Genomic DNA, 15,511 nt, shown 5'->3' with positions numbered 1-15,511 from the left:
AGCATTTTTTTGTGCATTTTCATGTAATCAATCGTACTGAGTAGTTCATTTAGAACATTTACTCTTATTTTAATTATGGTATTTTTGTTACATGGAGTTATAGCAAATCATGTGTCGTAAATGATTTGGCTTATCAATGATAGCTTCTCTACCTAAAAAATCTTGAAGTTCAAGGAAAGATTTAAAATGAAATTAAAACATCTTAGCACTGCCATGATCTTAGCGACGCTACCTGCAACTGGAGTATTTGCAGCAGCATTAGACCGTTCTGGTCAGTCTGTGTCTGCTTTTCTACAACCAGGCAATTATTTCGAAGCTGGTATTTCGGTTCTAGATCCAACAGTAAAAGGTCAATCTACAGCTGCAACTGGTAGTCAAAATATTAGTGACATGGGTGGAGATTATCAATTTTACAATGCTGCTCTCAAGTTACAATTAACGGATTATTTATCATTTGGTTTGATTTATGATCAACCATTTGGTGCAGATGCTGAATATCACGATTCAACATTATTTACTAATGCTGCAGGTAATACAAAAGTTGAAGTTGACACACAAAATATTTCTATGCTTTTTGGTGTTCAACCGATTAAGAACGTTAATCTTTATGCAGGTGGCGTATACCAAACTGTAAAAGGTGGCGTGCAATTACGTGGTGCTGGTTATGGTGGGATAAATGCTTTTGGTGGCTATAATGCCGATATTCCAGAAGACTCTGCTGCTGGTTGGTTAGCTGGTGCTGCATATCAAATTCCTGAAATTGCTTTGAAAGCTTCTGTTACATATCGCTCTGAAATTAAACATAAAGTTAATATTGATGAATCATCTGCTGGGGCTGGACCAATCGCAGCGATTTTAAATAATGCTACAGGTTCTACAGATATCACTACGCCTCAATCTGTAAACTTAGATCTTCAAACAGGTATTATGGCGAACACTGTTGCATTCGCAAATGTTCGCTGGGTAAATTGGAAAGATTTTGCAATCCGTCCTTACGCTTTTGGTGTTGCAGCTAATGCAGCGACAGCTGCAGCTGGTGGAAAAGGATTTGATCTAGTTGCCTACACTGATGATCAATGGTCTGTAAATGCAGGTGTTGGTCGTAAATTAAATGAACAATGGGCTGGTAATGTTTCTGTAGGCTGGGATTCTGGTGCAGGAAACCCTATTACAACACTTGGTCCAACAGAAGGTTATTGGAATCTTGGTGTAGGCGTTCAATTTAGTCCAGCAGCTAACTACTTTATCTCTGGTGGTGTGAAATACTTCTGGCTAGGTGATGCTAAAGCTCAATCTGGTGCTCAATTTAATACCGATAGCTATCTTGCTGACTTCACTGATAACCATGCAATCGCATATGGTATGAAAATCGGTTACCGTTTCTAATCAACACATCCAATAAAAAAAGACCATCATTTGATGGTCTTTTTTATTGCTATGCTAAAAATAAATACTGTTCAAAATTTATTATGGATTATTCTTAAAATATAGAAAAACATGATTAATCAAAGTCTTAACAAGAATTTACAAATAAACCGAATAGTATATAAGACTACACTTCTCAAGAAATTTTCATGACTTTATCAGTTCATTTATGGACATTTGTAAAATATTTTGAGCCATAAAAATTATGTTACTTTTCGCAACATTCTTGTTACAGAGTGATATGAGAGAAAATACCAATGAAGATTAATGCGATTCAGCACGCTCTTTTACTTAGCTTACTCCCAACCACTTCAGCTTTTGCGGCAGCTTTAGACCGTTCAGGTCAATCTATTGCCCCTTTTTTACAAGCAGGCAACTATTTTGAAGCAGGTATTTCAGTTCTTGATCCAAATGTATCAGGTAAAACCAAAGATAATTATCCATTTATTGGTTCACCAATTTCAAATGCTTCAGTCGGTGAGATGGCAGAATCGTACCAGACTGTCCAAGCTGCACTCAAACTTCAAGTTACAGATCAATTTTCATTTGGTTTAATTTACGACCAACCTTTTGGCTCAAAAGCAAAATATTCTCTAACTCCAGAAAAACTTCCAAACACATTACCTGCAGCTTTAGCAGGACAAGGTACATTCCATAATGGTATTGAAACAACTAGCGCTAAAGTTGATACACAAAATTTATCATTAATTTTTGGTTTTCAGCCAAATAAGAATTTCAACTTATATGCAGGTCCTGTCTATCAGACCGTAACTGTCGATGTACAACTTCGAGGCACAGCATACGGGGGTAGTGCGACCTTCGGTGGCTATAATTTTATTACCAAGGAAAATGGTGAATTGGGCTGGTTAGCTGGTGCTGCATATCAAATTCCAGAAATTGCGTTAAAAGCATCTGCAACATATCGTTCAAAAATAAAGCATTCAGCTGAAACGACTGAACATTTTAAGAGTGCTGGGTTATTTAATGGTCTAAATGCTTTACCCAATGAGAATACAGACATTACAACACCACAATCGGTCAATTTAGATTTCCAAACAGGAATTATGGCAAATACGATTGCTTTTGCTAATTTACGTTGGGTCAATTGGAAAGATTTCTCAGTACGACCTCCTAAATTTGGTTTTGCATCACAACAAAAACCAGTTGTAGACTCAACTGGTAAAAAAGACGGCTTTGATCTAGTGGCTTATGCTGACGACCAATATTCTGTAACTGCTGGCGTAGGCCGTAAAGTCAATGATCATTGGGCTGGTAATGTTTCTGTAGGTTGGGATTCCGGTGCAGGTAACCCAGTTACAACACTCGGACCAACGGAAGGTTATTGGAATGTAGGCCTAGGAGTTCAATATAGCCCTGCCCCGAATTACTTTATTGCTGGTGGCGTAAAGTATTTCTGGTTAGGAGATGCTAAAGCTCAATCAGGTTCTCAATTTAATACGCCTAACTACGTAGCTGAGTTTGAAAATAATGATGCGATCGCTTATGGTTTGAAAATTGGTTATAAATTCTAATAAATAGTAAAAAAAATAAAAGGCGCTTAAAAGCGCCTTTTATTTTTAAATTTCCTTTACCTTTCATAAAAAGCTTAGAAATTTTAATTATTCTGGAATATCGCGTTGTGAAACAGAACGAATCGCCTGTTTTAGTGCCTCATAGCCATGCAATGGTGGAAACTGTGGGAATTCAGCAATAACATTTTCTGGCGCATCAAATAAGAAACCATGATCCGCTTCACCCAACATGGTCGTATCATTATAAGAGTCACCTGCAGCAATCACACGGAAATTTAAACCATGTAATGCTTTCACCGCCTGACGCTTTTGATCAGGCTGGCGTAATTTATATGCCGTAATCATGCCATTTTCATCAGTTTCAAGTTTGTGACAGAAAATCGTTGGCCAACCCAGTTGTTTCATCAATGGATGTGCAAACTCATAAAAAGTATCAGATAAAATAATCAGTTGAAAATGTGTACGTACCCATTCAACAAATTCTTTTGCACCTTCAAATGGTCCCATATCAGCAATCACAGCTTGAATATCATTTAAACCCAAACCATGCTCTTTTAAAATGTTTAAACGTTGAGTCATTAAAACATCATAATCTGGAATATCGCGCGTCGTCGCTTCTAATTCTTTAATTCCTGTTTTCTTGGCAAAGTTAATCCAGATTTCTGGTACAAGTACCCCTTCAAGGTCTAGGCATACGATTTCCATGAATGCATCCAATGTTGATTAAAAATTGCTGTATCATACCATTAAGATTTTCATTTTTTGCGCTGTTGTTAAATAAAACGATTTTATTCTGCAAGATTAAAATCGAAGACAAGCAAATGGCTTTGCTTAGAATGATTTACAATTGTACCCAAGCCTTTCGCCAGGAACACCTATGACTGTTATTCCGACTATTGACCTTGTAGATGCGCTCGCTGCTGAATATTCAGATAAATCACCACGAGAAATTTTAGAGCTTGCTTTAAGCCAAGAAGGCGAAATTGCAATTTCATTTTCTGGTGCTGAAGATGTTGTATTAATTGATATTGCTTCGCGTCTTGGTAAACCATTCCGTGTGTTTAGTTTAGATACAGGGCGTTTACATGCAGAAACCTATCAATTTATTGAAACTGTGCGTAAACATTACAATATTAAGATCGAAATTTGCTTTCCTGAATCCGCTGCTGTACAGCAGTTGGTAAATGAAAAGGGTTTATTTAGCTTTTTTGAAGATGGTCATCAGGAATGCTGTGGCGTTCGTAAAGTACAACCTTTACGTAAAAAATTAGCGACTTTGGATGGTTGGATTACAGGTCAACGTAAAGATCAAAGCCCAGGCACACGTAATGAGATCCCAGTGGTGCAAGCGGATGTTGGATTTTCAGGTGAGGGCAAGCAATTGATTAAATATAATCCGCTTGCAAATTGGAGCAGTGCAGATGTATGGAGTTATATTCGAATGATGGAAATTCCATATAACCCGCTGCACGAACGTGGTTTTATTTCAATTGGTTGTGAACCATGTACTCGTGCTGTATTACCAAACCAACATGAACGTGAAGGTCGTTGGTGGTGGGAAGAAGCAACTCACAAAGAGTGCGGATTACACTCGGGCAATCTGAAAAAATAATTCCTAGCAGATTTGGTATATAAAAACCACTGATTCATCAGTGGTTTTATTTTTTCTGACTACCTTGTACAAAGTCATATTTTAACCAGAGCAAACCGTATATACTTTACACGACGGTTCAATAATTCTAATAAGAGCTCAAAGAGTATCTTATAAAAAATGCAATGAGAGGCTATATCTGCTATGCGCCCATTACACCCTATTGATTTTATTTTTCTTTCATTAGAGAAAAGACAGCAACCTATGCATGTAGGCGGATTATTTTTATTTGAAATCCCAGAAAATGCATCTCCGACATTCGTGCATGATCTTGTTCAAGATATCCGTCAATCGAAGAGTATTCCGGTTCCTCCATTTAACAACCAGCTCAATGGGCTGTTTTGGGGAGAGGATGAAGAGTTCGATATTGACCACCATTTCCGCCATATTGCCTTGCCAAACCCAGGCCGTATCCGTGAATTACTGGTTTATATTTCACAACAGCATAGCTCACTGATTGACCGTGCTAAACCACTATGGACATGTGACATTATTGAAGGCATTGAAGGCAATCGTTTTGCAATGTATTTCAAAATTCACCATGCGATGGTAGATGGTGTTGCAGGAATGCGATTGATCGAAAAATCACTCTCCAAAGACCCAAATGAAAAGCATGTCGTACCATTATGGTGTGTCGAAGGAAAGCGTACTAAACGCTTAAAGGCACCTAAAGCCCCTGCTGTCAGTAAAATCAAGGGCGTTCTGGATACAATTAAGTCCCAGTGTGAAGTTGCACCTAAAGTGATGCAGGAACTTTCACAAACCTTATTTAAGGAAATCGGGAAAAATCCTGATTATGTCTCAACTTTTCAAGCACCACCATCGATTTTAAACCAACGTGTGAGTTCTTCTCGCCGTTTTGCTGCACAATCTTTTGAGTTGGAACGTTTCCGCCTTATCGCTAAAACACTTGGTGTAACACTCAATGACGTGGTACTAGCAGTTTGCTCTGGTGCATTACGTGAATATTTGATTAATCAAAATAGTTTGCCAAAAAAACCTTTGATTGCGATGGTTCCTGCTTCATTGCGTACCGATGATTCTGATTTCAGCAATCGTATTACCATGATTTTGGCAAACCTAGCCACTCATATTGCAGACCCAATTGAACGTTTAGAAATTATTCGCCGTAGCGTACAGAATTCAAAGCAGCGTTTTAACCGCATGACTGCAAATGAAATCCTGAACTATAGTGCATTAGTCTATGGACCAGCAGGTTTAAACATCGCTTCAGGAATGTTACCGAAACGTCAGGCATTTAATCTAGTGATTTCGAATGTACCAGGTCCACGTGAACCATTATATTGGAATGGCGCAAAATTGGATGCGCTCTATCCTGCTTCAATCGTCATGGATGGCCAAGCACTAAATATTACAATGACAAGTTATTTAGATAAGTTAGAAGTAGGTTTGATTGCATGTCGTAATACAGTGCCAAAAATGCAAACTCTTCTCGCTCATCTAGAAGATGAAATTCAACGCTATGAGCAAGTGATTCAAGATCAGCCACAACAGAAAGTTGTAAATTAAGCATCGTACTGAAAAGAATTAAGGGGCTTTAAATCGCCCCTTATTTTTTAATTGTACGACAACGCTGTAATAGTTGATGGCAGGCTAAACGGATCATTGCCGTAGTAATTTGGATCTCTTTACCTTGGCTATCAACCATATAACATGTATTGACTGGATTACTGTCTAAAACATGCTTAAAACCATGATTCACTAATCTTTCGCTCACATTCATAATTATATACCTCATATTATTTGCTAAGGTACTCAAGATACCTATGGCTCATTCTATGGTTCTAGTATTTAAAATTCATGATAGAAAGTAAAATTTCAGTTGTAACAAGGATTAAGCGAAATTTTGTTACAACTTTAGCTCAGAATGATATCGTATTGCTCTTGCGTATACAGATTTTCGACCTGAAATTTAATCACGCGATTAATGAAATGTTCCAAATCGGCCACGGCTGGGGCTTCTGCTGTGAGTAGCCGATCAATGACTGCTGGATGTGCAACGACAGTAAAGCCACTCTTGGAATCAAATGCACGGGCATAACGCAAAATTTCTCGAAATATCTCGTAACATACTGTCTCTGCGGTCTTCACATATCCACGTCCCTGACAAGTTGGGCATGACTCACATAATAAATGTTCTAAAGACTCACGTGTACGTTTACGTGTCATTTCAACCAAGCCTAACTCTGAAACTTGGGTGATTTTTGTTTTGGCATGATCACGTTCAAGCATACGTTCAAACTGACGCATGACCTCTTGTCGATGCTCAAGCTCTTGCATGTCAATAAAATCAATAATGATAATGCCACCCAAATTACGTAGACGAAGTTGTCTCGCAATGACTTGTGTCGCTTCCATATTGGTTTTAAATACCGTGTCTTCTAAACTACGGCCACCCACATAAGAGCCTGTATTCACATCAATGGTGGTCATGGCTTCAGTCTGATCTATCATCAGATAGCCGCCTGACTTAAGTGCGACACGGGTCTGCAACGCTTTTTGAATATCTTCTTCGACGTTATACAAATCGAAAAGTGGCTTTTCGCCGGGATAGTGAATCAGACGATTTTCAATCGTTGGCACAAACTCCTGCACAAACTCACTTAACTTGGCATGAATCTCACGAGAATCGACATAAATTTTTGCCGTTTCATCACTGGCTAAATCACGGACAATTCGTTGTGGTAAAGGTAATTCTTCAAAAATAAGTTCAGGTGTCGCAACTTCTTTTTGCTTACGTTGAATATACTCCCAAAGCTTACTCAAATAACACATATCTTGTGCAATCGCAGCTTCATCTACACCTTCCGCTGCGGTGCGAACGATCACACTACCCGGTAAGCTGTGTTCTGTCTGAATGCGCTCAATCATGCTACGAAGTCGATCACGCTCTTCTTCTGATTCAATGCGTTGTGATACACCGATATGATTACCATAAGGCATTAATACTAGATAACGTGATGGGATAGAAAGATCTGTGCTTAGACGTGCACCTTTAGTTCCCAACATGTCTTTCATCACTTGAACCGTCAACATCTGTCCCGGATGCAGAAGCTCGAAAACATTTGGGGTAGGTTGCGAACGTGACCAGACCATATCATTGATATGTAAAAAAGCAGTCCGAGACAATCCAATATCAACAAAAGCAGCTTGCATACCCGGCAGTACACGTACCACTTTACCTTTATAAATATTACCCACTAAACCACGTTTTACAGTACGCTCAACAAATAATTCATTGACCGTACCATTTTCAATTAAAGCCACACGACACTCCATCGGTGTGACGTTAATTAGCAATTCTTCTGCCATAATCCACTCAAAATTTTATAAAAATTCTTATATCCGAAAGTGTCTACTTTAAATTTTAACGCTTTCTAATAACAGTGCTGTTTCGTACAACGGTAAACCGACCACATTACTATAACTCCCCCGAATTTGGGGAATATATTGAGCTGCGATCCCTTGGATTGCATACGCCCCTGCTTTTCCAACAGGTTCACCCGTTGCCCAATATTTTTCCATTTCGGTATGACTTAACTGTTGCAACTCGACTTGAGTTCTAACCACTTTACTTAAGGATTGGACAGAGCTTGCCACACAAATTCCAGAGTACACATCATGCCATTGCCCAGAAATTGTTGACCAGATTTCAAATGCGTGCTGCTTTGATTGTGGTTTTCCAATGATCTTACCTGCAAAACTTAAACTGGTATCCGCAGCAATCACAATTGCATCAGGAAATAAACCTAGAACAGCATGTGCCTTTGCTCTCGCCAATCGTTCAACATAGTGTTCAACAATTTCACTTTCTCGGACACTTTCATCGATATCTGGACTGTATATTTCAAAGTCCAGCCCTAACTGTTGTAGCAGTTCTTTACGACGAGGTGAACTCGAAGCTAAAATTATACGCGCCATTTTTGTAAGCAGTAATAAACCATCGGCCATCCTATCACGCTACTAACAAGCGGTTGCCAATGTCGCGCTATTGAAAAATGTGTACTCGATATTGTTTGACTCATCCACAAAAAGGTTAAATGTGCAATAATTGCAAGTACAGCGATTACCCATGAGTTCGCGAAAGTTAAAATTCGGCGTTCACGAATAAAATAACGCGTACCAAACGTAATCAAAACAAAACTTAGTGCATTTAAACCCAAAGGCGCATCTAACAATAAATCAGTGAAAATCCCCACTCCAAAGGCGAACCAAACCCCGCACCAACTAGGTTGATAAAGAATCCAGAACAGCATGGTTATCAGCATAATGGATGGTCGCCATCCTGAAGCTTCGTAAGCAATCGGATAAACTAAAAGAATAGACCCGATAATAATTGAGATGATAATCATCCAAAGTGGATCTTTGCGTTTTTCAAAACTCAATCTAGCGATCGGCATAAGGTTGCTCCTGCGCTAAAGATTCTGAAAATAACACCACCACATGATGACCACTGGCAAGCTGTGCCGCAGGAATAACATCAATTTCTGCAAACTCACCTGAAGTATGACGGCTAACCTTAGAAACAGTACCCACCAAATAGCCCGCAGGAAAATGTTCGCCCAAACCCGAACTAAATACTTTATCGCCCACTTGGATGTTGGCGCTCGTCGGAACATATTCCATTTTTAGGCGACCTAAATCACCTGTCCCAGAGACAATCGCACGCATCCCTGTCCGTTCTAAACGCACAGACAGCGAATGTTCTTTATCTGATAACAACATGATACGAGAACTATGCGGGTACACATTAATCAGTTGTCCCATAATCCCTTTATCATCGAGAACAGTTTGTCCAACTTTTAAGTGATCCACAGAGCCACGGTTAATGATAATAATATGGCGTAATGGGTCGGCATCTGTTCCAATCACTTCTGCAATTTGCATACGACCATCAATAATCAATGGCGTATCCAAAAGCCCCCTTAAACGATTATTTTCCGCGGAGAGTTCTGAAAGTTTTTGGAGTCGAACTTGAGCTTGAAGGAGTTCAGCCTGCATTGCGGTATTTTCACGGCGCAATTGAGTTTCAGATTTGGTTTGTTGGTTCAGCCATTCTCGCGACAATACAGGATAACTTGCCAGCGCATAAATTGGATTATACGCTGCATACAAGACATCTCTTGCAGGTTGAATCACATAAGGCATGCGCCAATCAAAGAAAAGCACCACCAAACATGAAATAACCGCAATAATAAATGAGCGAAAAGATGGCGGTTGTCTTGAAAAAAGATTCGGTTGCACCGCCTAGTCCTTATGATTTAGCCAACAAAAAGCATGTCATGGTTCGGATTATCAAAGAACTCTAAGACTTTACCGCCACCACGTGTGACGCAAGTTAAAGGGTCATCCGCAACAATCACAGGTAGACCTGTTTCTTGCGCCAGCAGTTTATCAAGGTTACGCAACAACGCACCACCACCCGTCAACACGATACCACGCTCTGCAATATCCGAAGACAGTTCTGGCGGGGTTTGTTCAAGCGCGGATTTCACAGCACTCACAATACTTTGCAAAGGATCAGAAATCGCCTGAGTAATTTCATCAGAAGTTACGGTAATCGCACGGGGTACACCCTCTGCCAGATTACGGCCACGCACTTCAATCTCAAGGGTTTTGCCATCAGCAATCGCCATACCCACTTCTTTCTTGATCACTTCGGCCGTGGTTTCCCCAATCACGCAACCATGCGCTTTACGCACATAATTGATAATTTGCTCATCAAATACATCGCCACCGATACGTAATGAATCGGCATAAACACAGCCTTGTAATGAAATGATCGCAATCTCAGTCGTACCGCCACCCACATCAACCACCATTGAACCACATGCCTGTTCAACTGGCATACCTGCGCCAATTGCGGCAGCCATCGGCTCTTCAATCAAGCGCACATCACGCGCACCTGCATTGAACACAGCCTCACGAATGGCACGGCGTTCAACCAATGTTGATTTACATGGCACACAGACCACCACACGCGGTGCTGGTGGAAACAAACGCTTTTCATGCACTTTGCCAATAAACTGGTTCAACATGGTCTCAGTGACTTCAAAGTCGGCAATCACACCGTCTTTCATTGGACGAATCGCTGAAATATTCGCTGGTGTACGGCCTAACATTTGTTTAGCATCAATCCCTACAGCCGCCACAATTTTTTGTGAGCCACTGTGACGAATGGCCACAACTGTTGGTTCATTTAATATAATGCCACGGCCTGGTGCATAAATAAGGGTATTTGCAGTACCTAAATCAATGGCTAAATCCGGCGAAAACAAGCCAATTAGTCGTTTTAAAATCACGGGGGCGTTCTCAATTAAACTTTGTGTGGATACAGGGTGGCAACTTTAACGAAATGTGATGCTTTGAACAAGTCAATCGCTTATTATAACGCACGATATTTTGCAATTTTTTGATACTGAATTAGGTAAAGTTATGTCTACATCATCAGATGCTCAGCAGACAACGGACTTAAATGCAAAGACCGTTTCAGCGATTGCACATCTTGCTCGCTTGTCTCTAAATGACACGCAATCTACTGAATATGCTCAAAGTTTAAATAAAATTCTTGGCATGATGGAAAGCCTAAAAGGCATTAATACCGATAACGTTGAGCCTTTGAAAAGTCCTTTTGATAATCCGCAACCTTTACGTGCTGATATTGTAAGTGAAAGCAACCATCGTGATGAATATCAAGCGGTCGCTCCTGCAACAGAAGCAGGCTTGTACCTTGTACCTCGCGTAATTGAATAATTTCTATTCGATTAATCAATATTTTATATTTAGAATGTAAAGAAATTTTTCATATGACAGATTTACATCGCTTATCAATCCGTGAACTCTCTGAAGGGCTCAAACAAGCTCAATTTTCATCACGCGAATTGACCGAACATTATTTAAAACGTATTGCCAAAATTGACCCGAAAGTAAAAAGTTATGTAACGGTGACGGCAGAACAAGCACTTATTGAAGCTGATGCTGCTGATGTTGCACTTAAGTCAGGTCATGCACATGCGTTGGCAGGTATTCCTCTTGCACACAAAGACATTTTTTGTACCCAAGGCATTAAAACCACTGCCGGTTCAAAAATGTTGGATAACTTCATTTCACCTTACGATGCGACCGTCGTTGCCAAAGCCAAAGCTGCAGGTCTTGTGACTTTAGGTAAGGTGAATATGGATGAATTCGCAATGGGTTCAACCTCTGAAAGTTCATATTTTGGCGCGACAGGTAACCCGTGGGCATTAGATCATGTCCCAGGTGGTTCATCAGGTGGTTCCGCTGCGGCTGTTGCTGCGGACTTAGCTCCGATTGCAACAGGTACGGATACGGGTGGTTCAATTCGCCAACCAGCTTCATTCTGCGGCTTAACAGGCTTAAAACCGACCTATGGTCGTGTATCACGCTTCGGTATGATTGCATATGCCTCTTCACTCGATCAAGGCGGTCCAATGGCACGTTCTGCGGAAGACTGTGCTTACTTGATGAATGTGATTGCAGGTCATGATGCCAAAGACTCAACTTCGGTGAATAAAGAAGTCGATGACTACGTTGCAAATCTAAACAGCACAATAGTGAAAGGCTTACGCATTGGTATTCCAAAGCAATACTTTAATGTAGCTGGTTTAGATGCAGATGTGAAAGCACGTGTTGAAGAGTCATTGAAAAAGTTAGAAGAAATGGGCGCAATCTTGGTTGAGATTGATCTCAACATGACTGAAGCCTATGTACCGACTTACTACCTGATCGCCCCTGCGGAAGCTTCTTCGAACCTGTCACGTTTTGATGGTGTACGCTATGGCTACCGTTGTGAAAATCCAGTGGATTTAATGGACTTGTACAAACGCTCACGTTCAGAAGGTTTTGGTGCTGAAGTACAACGTCGTATCCTGATCGGGACGTATGCCCTGTCTGCGGGTTACTACGATGCCTACTATGTCAAAGCACAAAAAGTACGTCGTTTGATTCAGCAAGATTTCTTGAAAGCATTTGAAAATGTTGACGTGATTGCTGCACCATCTGCACCAACCACAGCATATAAGATCGGTGCAAACCTCAGTCCAACTGAAATGTATTTAGGCGATATCTATACCCTTGCAGTGAACTTGGCAGGTCTACCAGCCATCAACGCACCTGTTGGTTTTGATAAAGACAGCTTGCCTGTGGGCTTACAGTTGATCGGTAACTACTGGTCAGAATCACAATTGCTTTCGATTGTGCATCAATATCAACAAAATACAGACTGGCATACCAAACGTGCGGCAATTGCTGAGGAGAATGCATAATGACTGAAGCTCAAAAGTTAAAGTTAATTGACGGTTGGGAAGTCGTTATCGGGATCGAAATCCATACTCAGCTTGCCACAAAGTCTAAAATCTTCTCAGGTTCATCGACTGAATTTGGTCAAGACCCAAATACACAAGCCAGCCTTGTTGATTTAGCCATGCCGGGCGTATTGCCTGTATTGAATGCCGAAGTGGTTGATCTTGCAATTCGCTTTGGTTTGGGTATTGATGCCTATATAGATCAAGCATCTGTGTTTGCGCGTAAAAACTACTTCTATCCAGATTCGCCAAAAGGCTATCAAATCAGCCAGATGGACAATCCGATTGTAGGCTTGGGTCATATCGACATCCAACTGGAAGATGGTACGACCAAACGCATTGGCGTGACCCGTGCCCATCTTGAAGAAGATGCAGGTAAATCGATTCATGACCAATTCGAAGGTATGTCGGGTATCGACTTAAACCGTGCGGGCACACCATTGCTTGAAATCGTATCTGAGCCAGATATGCGTTCGGTTGAAGAAGCGATTGCTTATATTAAAGCGATTCACACGCTTGTACGCTGGTTAGGTATTTCTGACGGCAACATGGCAGAAGGCTCATTCCGTGCCGACTGTAACGTGTCATTACGTCGTCCGGGTCAACCTTTTGGTACACGCTGCGAGTTGAAAAACCTCAACTCATTCCGTTTCATTGAGCAAGCGATCAATGTTGAAATTGAACGCCAAATGGAAATTTTGGAAGATGGCGGCACGATCGACCAAGAAACCCGTTTGTTCGATCCGAACAAGATGGAAACTCGCTCAATGCGTTCAAAAGAAGAAGCGAACGACTATCGCTACTTCCCTGATCCAGACTTATTGCCAGTGATCATTGCCGATGAGCAGATCGAAGCGGCACGTGCTGCGCTTCCAGAGTTGCCTGCTGCTCGCCGTGAGCGTTTTATTGCTGACTTCGGTGTAACTGAATACGATGCACATGTATTGACGCTGTCACGCGAAATGGCTGACTTCTACGAAGCTGTTGTCGCTGCTGCTGGCGGTGCTGCGCAAGGTAAGGTCTCTGCAAACTGGGTGATGGGCGAATTCTCAGGTGCTTTAAACAAAGCGGGCCTAGAATTGGCGGACTCTCCTGTTTCTGCTGAGCAGTTGGGTGGCATGATTGCGCGTATTGTCGACAATACCATTAACGGCAAAATTGCCAAGCAAGTGTTTGGCTTTATGTGGGAAGCAGAAGGAAAATCTGCGGATGATATTATTGCTGAAAAAGGCTTAAAGCAAGAAACTGATACAGGTGCGATTGAAGCGATTATCAAAGAAGTGCTTGCAGCCAATGAAAAAATGGTTGAAGAGTACAAGTCTGGTAAAGAAAAAGCCTTTAACGGTCTGGTTGGTCAAGTCATGAAAGCTGCAAAAGGTAAAGCTAACCCAGCTCAAGTGAATGAATTAATGAAGAAATTGATTGGTTGATTTATTGGCTAGTTAATTAATTTCATGATATAAAACCTCACTTAATGTGGGGTTTTATAATATTAACTAAAGGAATAAAATAATGAGTATCAAATTATATTTTAATGATTTAAATGAAAAAGAATTTCCAAACCTATCACTATTTAATGGTTATTTAGCAGTATTTACACCGACAAAATGGGATGATTACGGTTTTAAATCAACTTTTAATTTATCTCTTGTTAATTATTCTACAACTAGTCCTACCGCACGAACTATAGGACAAGTTAAAGTAGGTTTTGTTGGACAAAAACCGTCATCCTCGCCAATTTCAGGTCAATTTTATACAGAATATTTTTCCCGAGATATAGAAGGTCGTTTATTAGACAAACTACCTAATAATTTCTTTTCTTTACCTGAATATGATAGCTTTTATCAAGATATTGAAAACTATTTTTCAAATGATGAGGCTTTAATTACCAATTTTTATATGAAAATTAGAGAAACATTAAAAAATAATCTACAAACGAAAATTACAACCGAAGATTTTTTCAAATCATCCTTTCAAAGAACATTTTGTTTTTTGTCTCACGAAGAGTTTTTATGGCTATATCACCAAACACGCCCTATGAAAATTTTTCAAGAACAAATCTCTCAAGCTAATAAAATAGTATCTATTAAATATAACGGTTTTCTTAATGAAGATGTATTTATTATGCTACATGGATTCTTGATAGCTACGTTAGAAAACTATTTATCAACAACATTTATTAAAACAGTATTAGGTGATAATGAACTTATTCTCAAACAAGCAACCCGTGATGGCAAAGTTAAGGATACGAAATTTAAGATTGAAGAATTACCTAATTGGCAAAATACATTAAAGGAAAAAGTAAAAAAATCATTAGAAGAAATGTCATTCCATAACATTGAAGCAGTGATGCCTCTTTTTATAAACGTTTTAAACTGCACACTTCCTGAAAATTTAAGTTGGTTGATTGATGCTGTAAAAATTCGACATGATTGTGCACATAGGGCAGGCTATGACATTAATGGGAAAAAATTAAACATAGAGGGTGTAAATAATTCTGTGTAAATACAGTTTTAAAAATACTTGGTTACACGCTCTTCAAACATGATACTAAAGCG

The 15,511-nt window shown here is 40.0% G+C and carries 15 protein-coding genes; 8 read left to right on the top strand and 7 right to left on the bottom strand.

The features are described 5' to 3' along the window. Window positions 1-186 precede the first annotated feature (186 nt). Window positions 187-1,386, top strand: a complete 1,200-nt coding sequence (locus CDG56_RS00075) for an OmpP1/FadL family transporter (RefSeq protein WP_087546537.1) — start codon at window positions 187-189, stop codon at window positions 1,384-1,386. 296 nt (window positions 1,387-1,682) lie between these two features. Next, window positions 1,683-2,957 carry an OmpP1/FadL family transporter gene (locus CDG56_RS00070; RefSeq protein WP_087546536.1) on the top strand — a complete coding sequence of 425 codons (1,275 nt, stop codon included), beginning with the start codon at window positions 1,683-1,685 and terminating at the stop codon, window positions 2,955-2,957. A gap of 87 nt (window positions 2,958-3,044) precedes the next feature. On the opposite strand, the gene thrH is transcribed toward CDG56_RS00070, so the two are convergent. Then, window positions 3,045-3,662 (bottom strand): bifunctional phosphoserine phosphatase/homoserine phosphotransferase ThrH, encoded by a 618-nt coding sequence (gene thrH, locus CDG56_RS00065; protein WP_087546535.1) that lies wholly within the window; start codon window positions 3,660-3,662, stop codon window positions 3,045-3,047. A gap of 172 nt (window positions 3,663-3,834) precedes the next feature. On the opposite strand from thrH, the gene CDG56_RS00060 reads away from it, so the two are divergent. Both CDG56_RS00060 and CDG56_RS00055 read left to right on the top strand, forming a co-directional pair. Then, the gene (locus CDG56_RS00060) at window positions 3,835-4,569 is read left to right on the top strand and encodes a phosphoadenylyl-sulfate reductase (RefSeq protein WP_087535743.1); all 735 of its coding nucleotides are present in this window, start codon (window positions 3,835-3,837) and stop codon (window positions 4,567-4,569) included. A gap of 183 nt (window positions 4,570-4,752) precedes the next feature. Then, window positions 4,753-6,138, top strand: a complete 1,386-nt coding sequence (locus CDG56_RS00055; protein WP_005161926.1) for a WS/DGAT/MGAT family O-acyltransferase — start codon at window positions 4,753-4,755, stop codon at window positions 6,136-6,138. A 40-nt stretch (window positions 6,139-6,178) separates the two neighbouring features. Here CDG56_RS00055 and CDG56_RS00050 read toward each other — a convergent pair whose 3' ends face one another. The 6 genes from CDG56_RS00050 to CDG56_RS00025 form a co-directional block, all read right to left on the bottom strand. Further along, the gene (locus CDG56_RS00050; RefSeq protein WP_005161929.1) at window positions 6,179-6,352 is read right to left on the bottom strand and encodes a PA1571 family protein; all 174 of its coding nucleotides are present in this window, start codon (window positions 6,350-6,352) and stop codon (window positions 6,179-6,181) included. 134 nt (window positions 6,353-6,486) lie between these two features. Beyond that, the gene (rng, locus tag CDG56_RS00045) at window positions 6,487-7,941 is read right to left on the bottom strand and encodes a ribonuclease G (RefSeq protein WP_087546534.1); all 1,455 of its coding nucleotides are present in this window, start codon (window positions 7,939-7,941) and stop codon (window positions 6,487-6,489) included. Window positions 7,942-7,989: 48 nt separating this feature from the next. Beyond that, window positions 7,990-8,550 (bottom strand): Maf-like protein, encoded by a 561-nt coding sequence (locus tag CDG56_RS00040; protein WP_087546533.1) that lies wholly within the window; start codon window positions 8,548-8,550, stop codon window positions 7,990-7,992. Then, window positions 8,538-9,029, bottom strand: a complete 492-nt coding sequence (mreD, locus tag CDG56_RS00035) for a rod shape-determining protein MreD (RefSeq protein ID WP_087546532.1) — start codon at window positions 9,027-9,029, stop codon at window positions 8,538-8,540. The genes CDG56_RS00040 and mreD overlap by 13 nt, the downstream gene beginning before the upstream one ends. Then, window positions 9,016-9,873, bottom strand: coding sequence for a rod shape-determining protein MreC (mreC, locus tag CDG56_RS00030; RefSeq protein WP_005161943.1), 858 nt, complete (start codon window positions 9,871-9,873; stop codon window positions 9,016-9,018). Before mreC ends, mreD begins: the two co-directional genes overlap by 14 nt. A 17-nt stretch (window positions 9,874-9,890) precedes the next feature. Beyond that, window positions 9,891-10,931 carry a rod shape-determining protein gene (locus CDG56_RS00025; protein WP_087546531.1) on the bottom strand — a complete coding sequence of 347 codons (1,041 nt, stop codon included), beginning with the start codon at window positions 10,929-10,931 and terminating at the stop codon, window positions 9,891-9,893. A 133-nt stretch (window positions 10,932-11,064) separates the two neighbouring features. On the opposite strand from CDG56_RS00025, the gene gatC reads away from it, so the two are divergent. From gatC to CDG56_RS00005, 4 genes are all read left to right on the top strand, one after another. Further along, window positions 11,065-11,382, top strand: coding sequence for an Asp-tRNA(Asn)/Glu-tRNA(Gln) amidotransferase subunit GatC (gatC, locus tag CDG56_RS00020; protein WP_087546631.1), 318 nt, complete (start codon window positions 11,065-11,067; stop codon window positions 11,380-11,382). 53 nt (window positions 11,383-11,435) lie between these two features. Continuing rightward, window positions 11,436-12,914 (top strand): Asp-tRNA(Asn)/Glu-tRNA(Gln) amidotransferase subunit GatA, encoded by a 1,479-nt coding sequence (gene gatA, locus CDG56_RS00015; protein WP_087546530.1) that lies wholly within the window; start codon window positions 11,436-11,438, stop codon window positions 12,912-12,914. After that, entirely contained in the window at window positions 12,914-14,383 is a 1,470-nt protein-coding gene (gene gatB, locus CDG56_RS00010; RefSeq protein ID WP_087546529.1) for an Asp-tRNA(Asn)/Glu-tRNA(Gln) amidotransferase subunit GatB, read from the top strand. The genes gatA and gatB overlap by 1 nt, the downstream gene beginning before the upstream one ends. Before the next feature lie 82 nt (window positions 14,384-14,465). Continuing rightward, complete coding sequence (locus tag CDG56_RS00005) at window positions 14,466-15,458, top strand: hypothetical protein (protein ID WP_087546528.1); 993 nt, start codon at window positions 14,466-14,468, stop codon at window positions 15,456-15,458. Window positions 15,459-15,511 lie beyond the last annotated feature (53 nt).

It is taken from the genome of Acinetobacter sp. WCHA39, from assembly GCF_002165385.1.
Classification (GTDB): Bacteria; Pseudomonadota; Gammaproteobacteria; order Pseudomonadales; family Moraxellaceae; genus Acinetobacter.
This window is presented reverse-complemented; position numbering and strand designations above follow the sequence as displayed.

Bases quoted from the DNA above. Each gene is read 5' to 3' on its own strand.
- rng (WP_087546534.1), bottom strand. From the start codon at position 7,941: ATGGCAGAAGAATTGCTAATTAACGTCACACCGATGGAGTGTCGTGTG.
- gatA (WP_087546530.1), top strand. From the start codon at position 11,436: ATGACAGATTTACATCGCTTATCAATCCGTGAACTCTCTGAAGGGCTC.
- CDG56_RS00055 (WP_005161926.1), top strand. From the start codon at position 4,753: ATGCGCCCATTACACCCTATTGATTTTATTTTTCTTTCATTAGAGAAA.
- gatB (WP_087546529.1), top strand. From the start codon at position 12,914: ATGACTGAAGCTCAAAAGTTAAAGTTAATTGACGGTTGGGAAGTCGTT.
- CDG56_RS00075 (WP_087546537.1), top strand. From the start codon at position 187: ATGAAATTAAAACATCTTAGCACTGCCATGATCTTAGCGACGCTACCT.
- CDG56_RS00040 (WP_087546533.1), bottom strand. From the start codon at position 8,550: ATGGCGCGTATAATTTTAGCTTCGAGTTCACCTCGTCGTAAAGAACTG.
- mreD (WP_087546532.1), bottom strand. From the start codon at position 9,029: ATGCCGATCGCTAGATTGAGTTTTGAAAAACGCAAAGATCCACTTTGG.
- thrH (WP_087546535.1), bottom strand. From the start codon at position 3,662: ATGGAAATCGTATGCCTAGACCTTGAAGGGGTACTTGTACCAGAAATC.
- CDG56_RS00060 (WP_087535743.1), top strand. From the start codon at position 3,835: ATGACTGTTATTCCGACTATTGACCTTGTAGATGCGCTCGCTGCTGAA.
- CDG56_RS00050 (WP_005161929.1), bottom strand. From the start codon at position 6,352: ATGAATGTGAGCGAAAGATTAGTGAATCATGGTTTTAAGCATGTTTTA.
- gatC (WP_087546631.1), top strand. From the start codon at position 11,065: ATGTCTACATCATCAGATGCTCAGCAGACAACGGACTTAAATGCAAAG.
- CDG56_RS00070 (WP_087546536.1), top strand. From the start codon at position 1,683: ATGAAGATTAATGCGATTCAGCACGCTCTTTTACTTAGCTTACTCCCA.
- CDG56_RS00005 (WP_087546528.1), top strand. From the start codon at position 14,466: ATGAGTATCAAATTATATTTTAATGATTTAAATGAAAAAGAATTTCCA.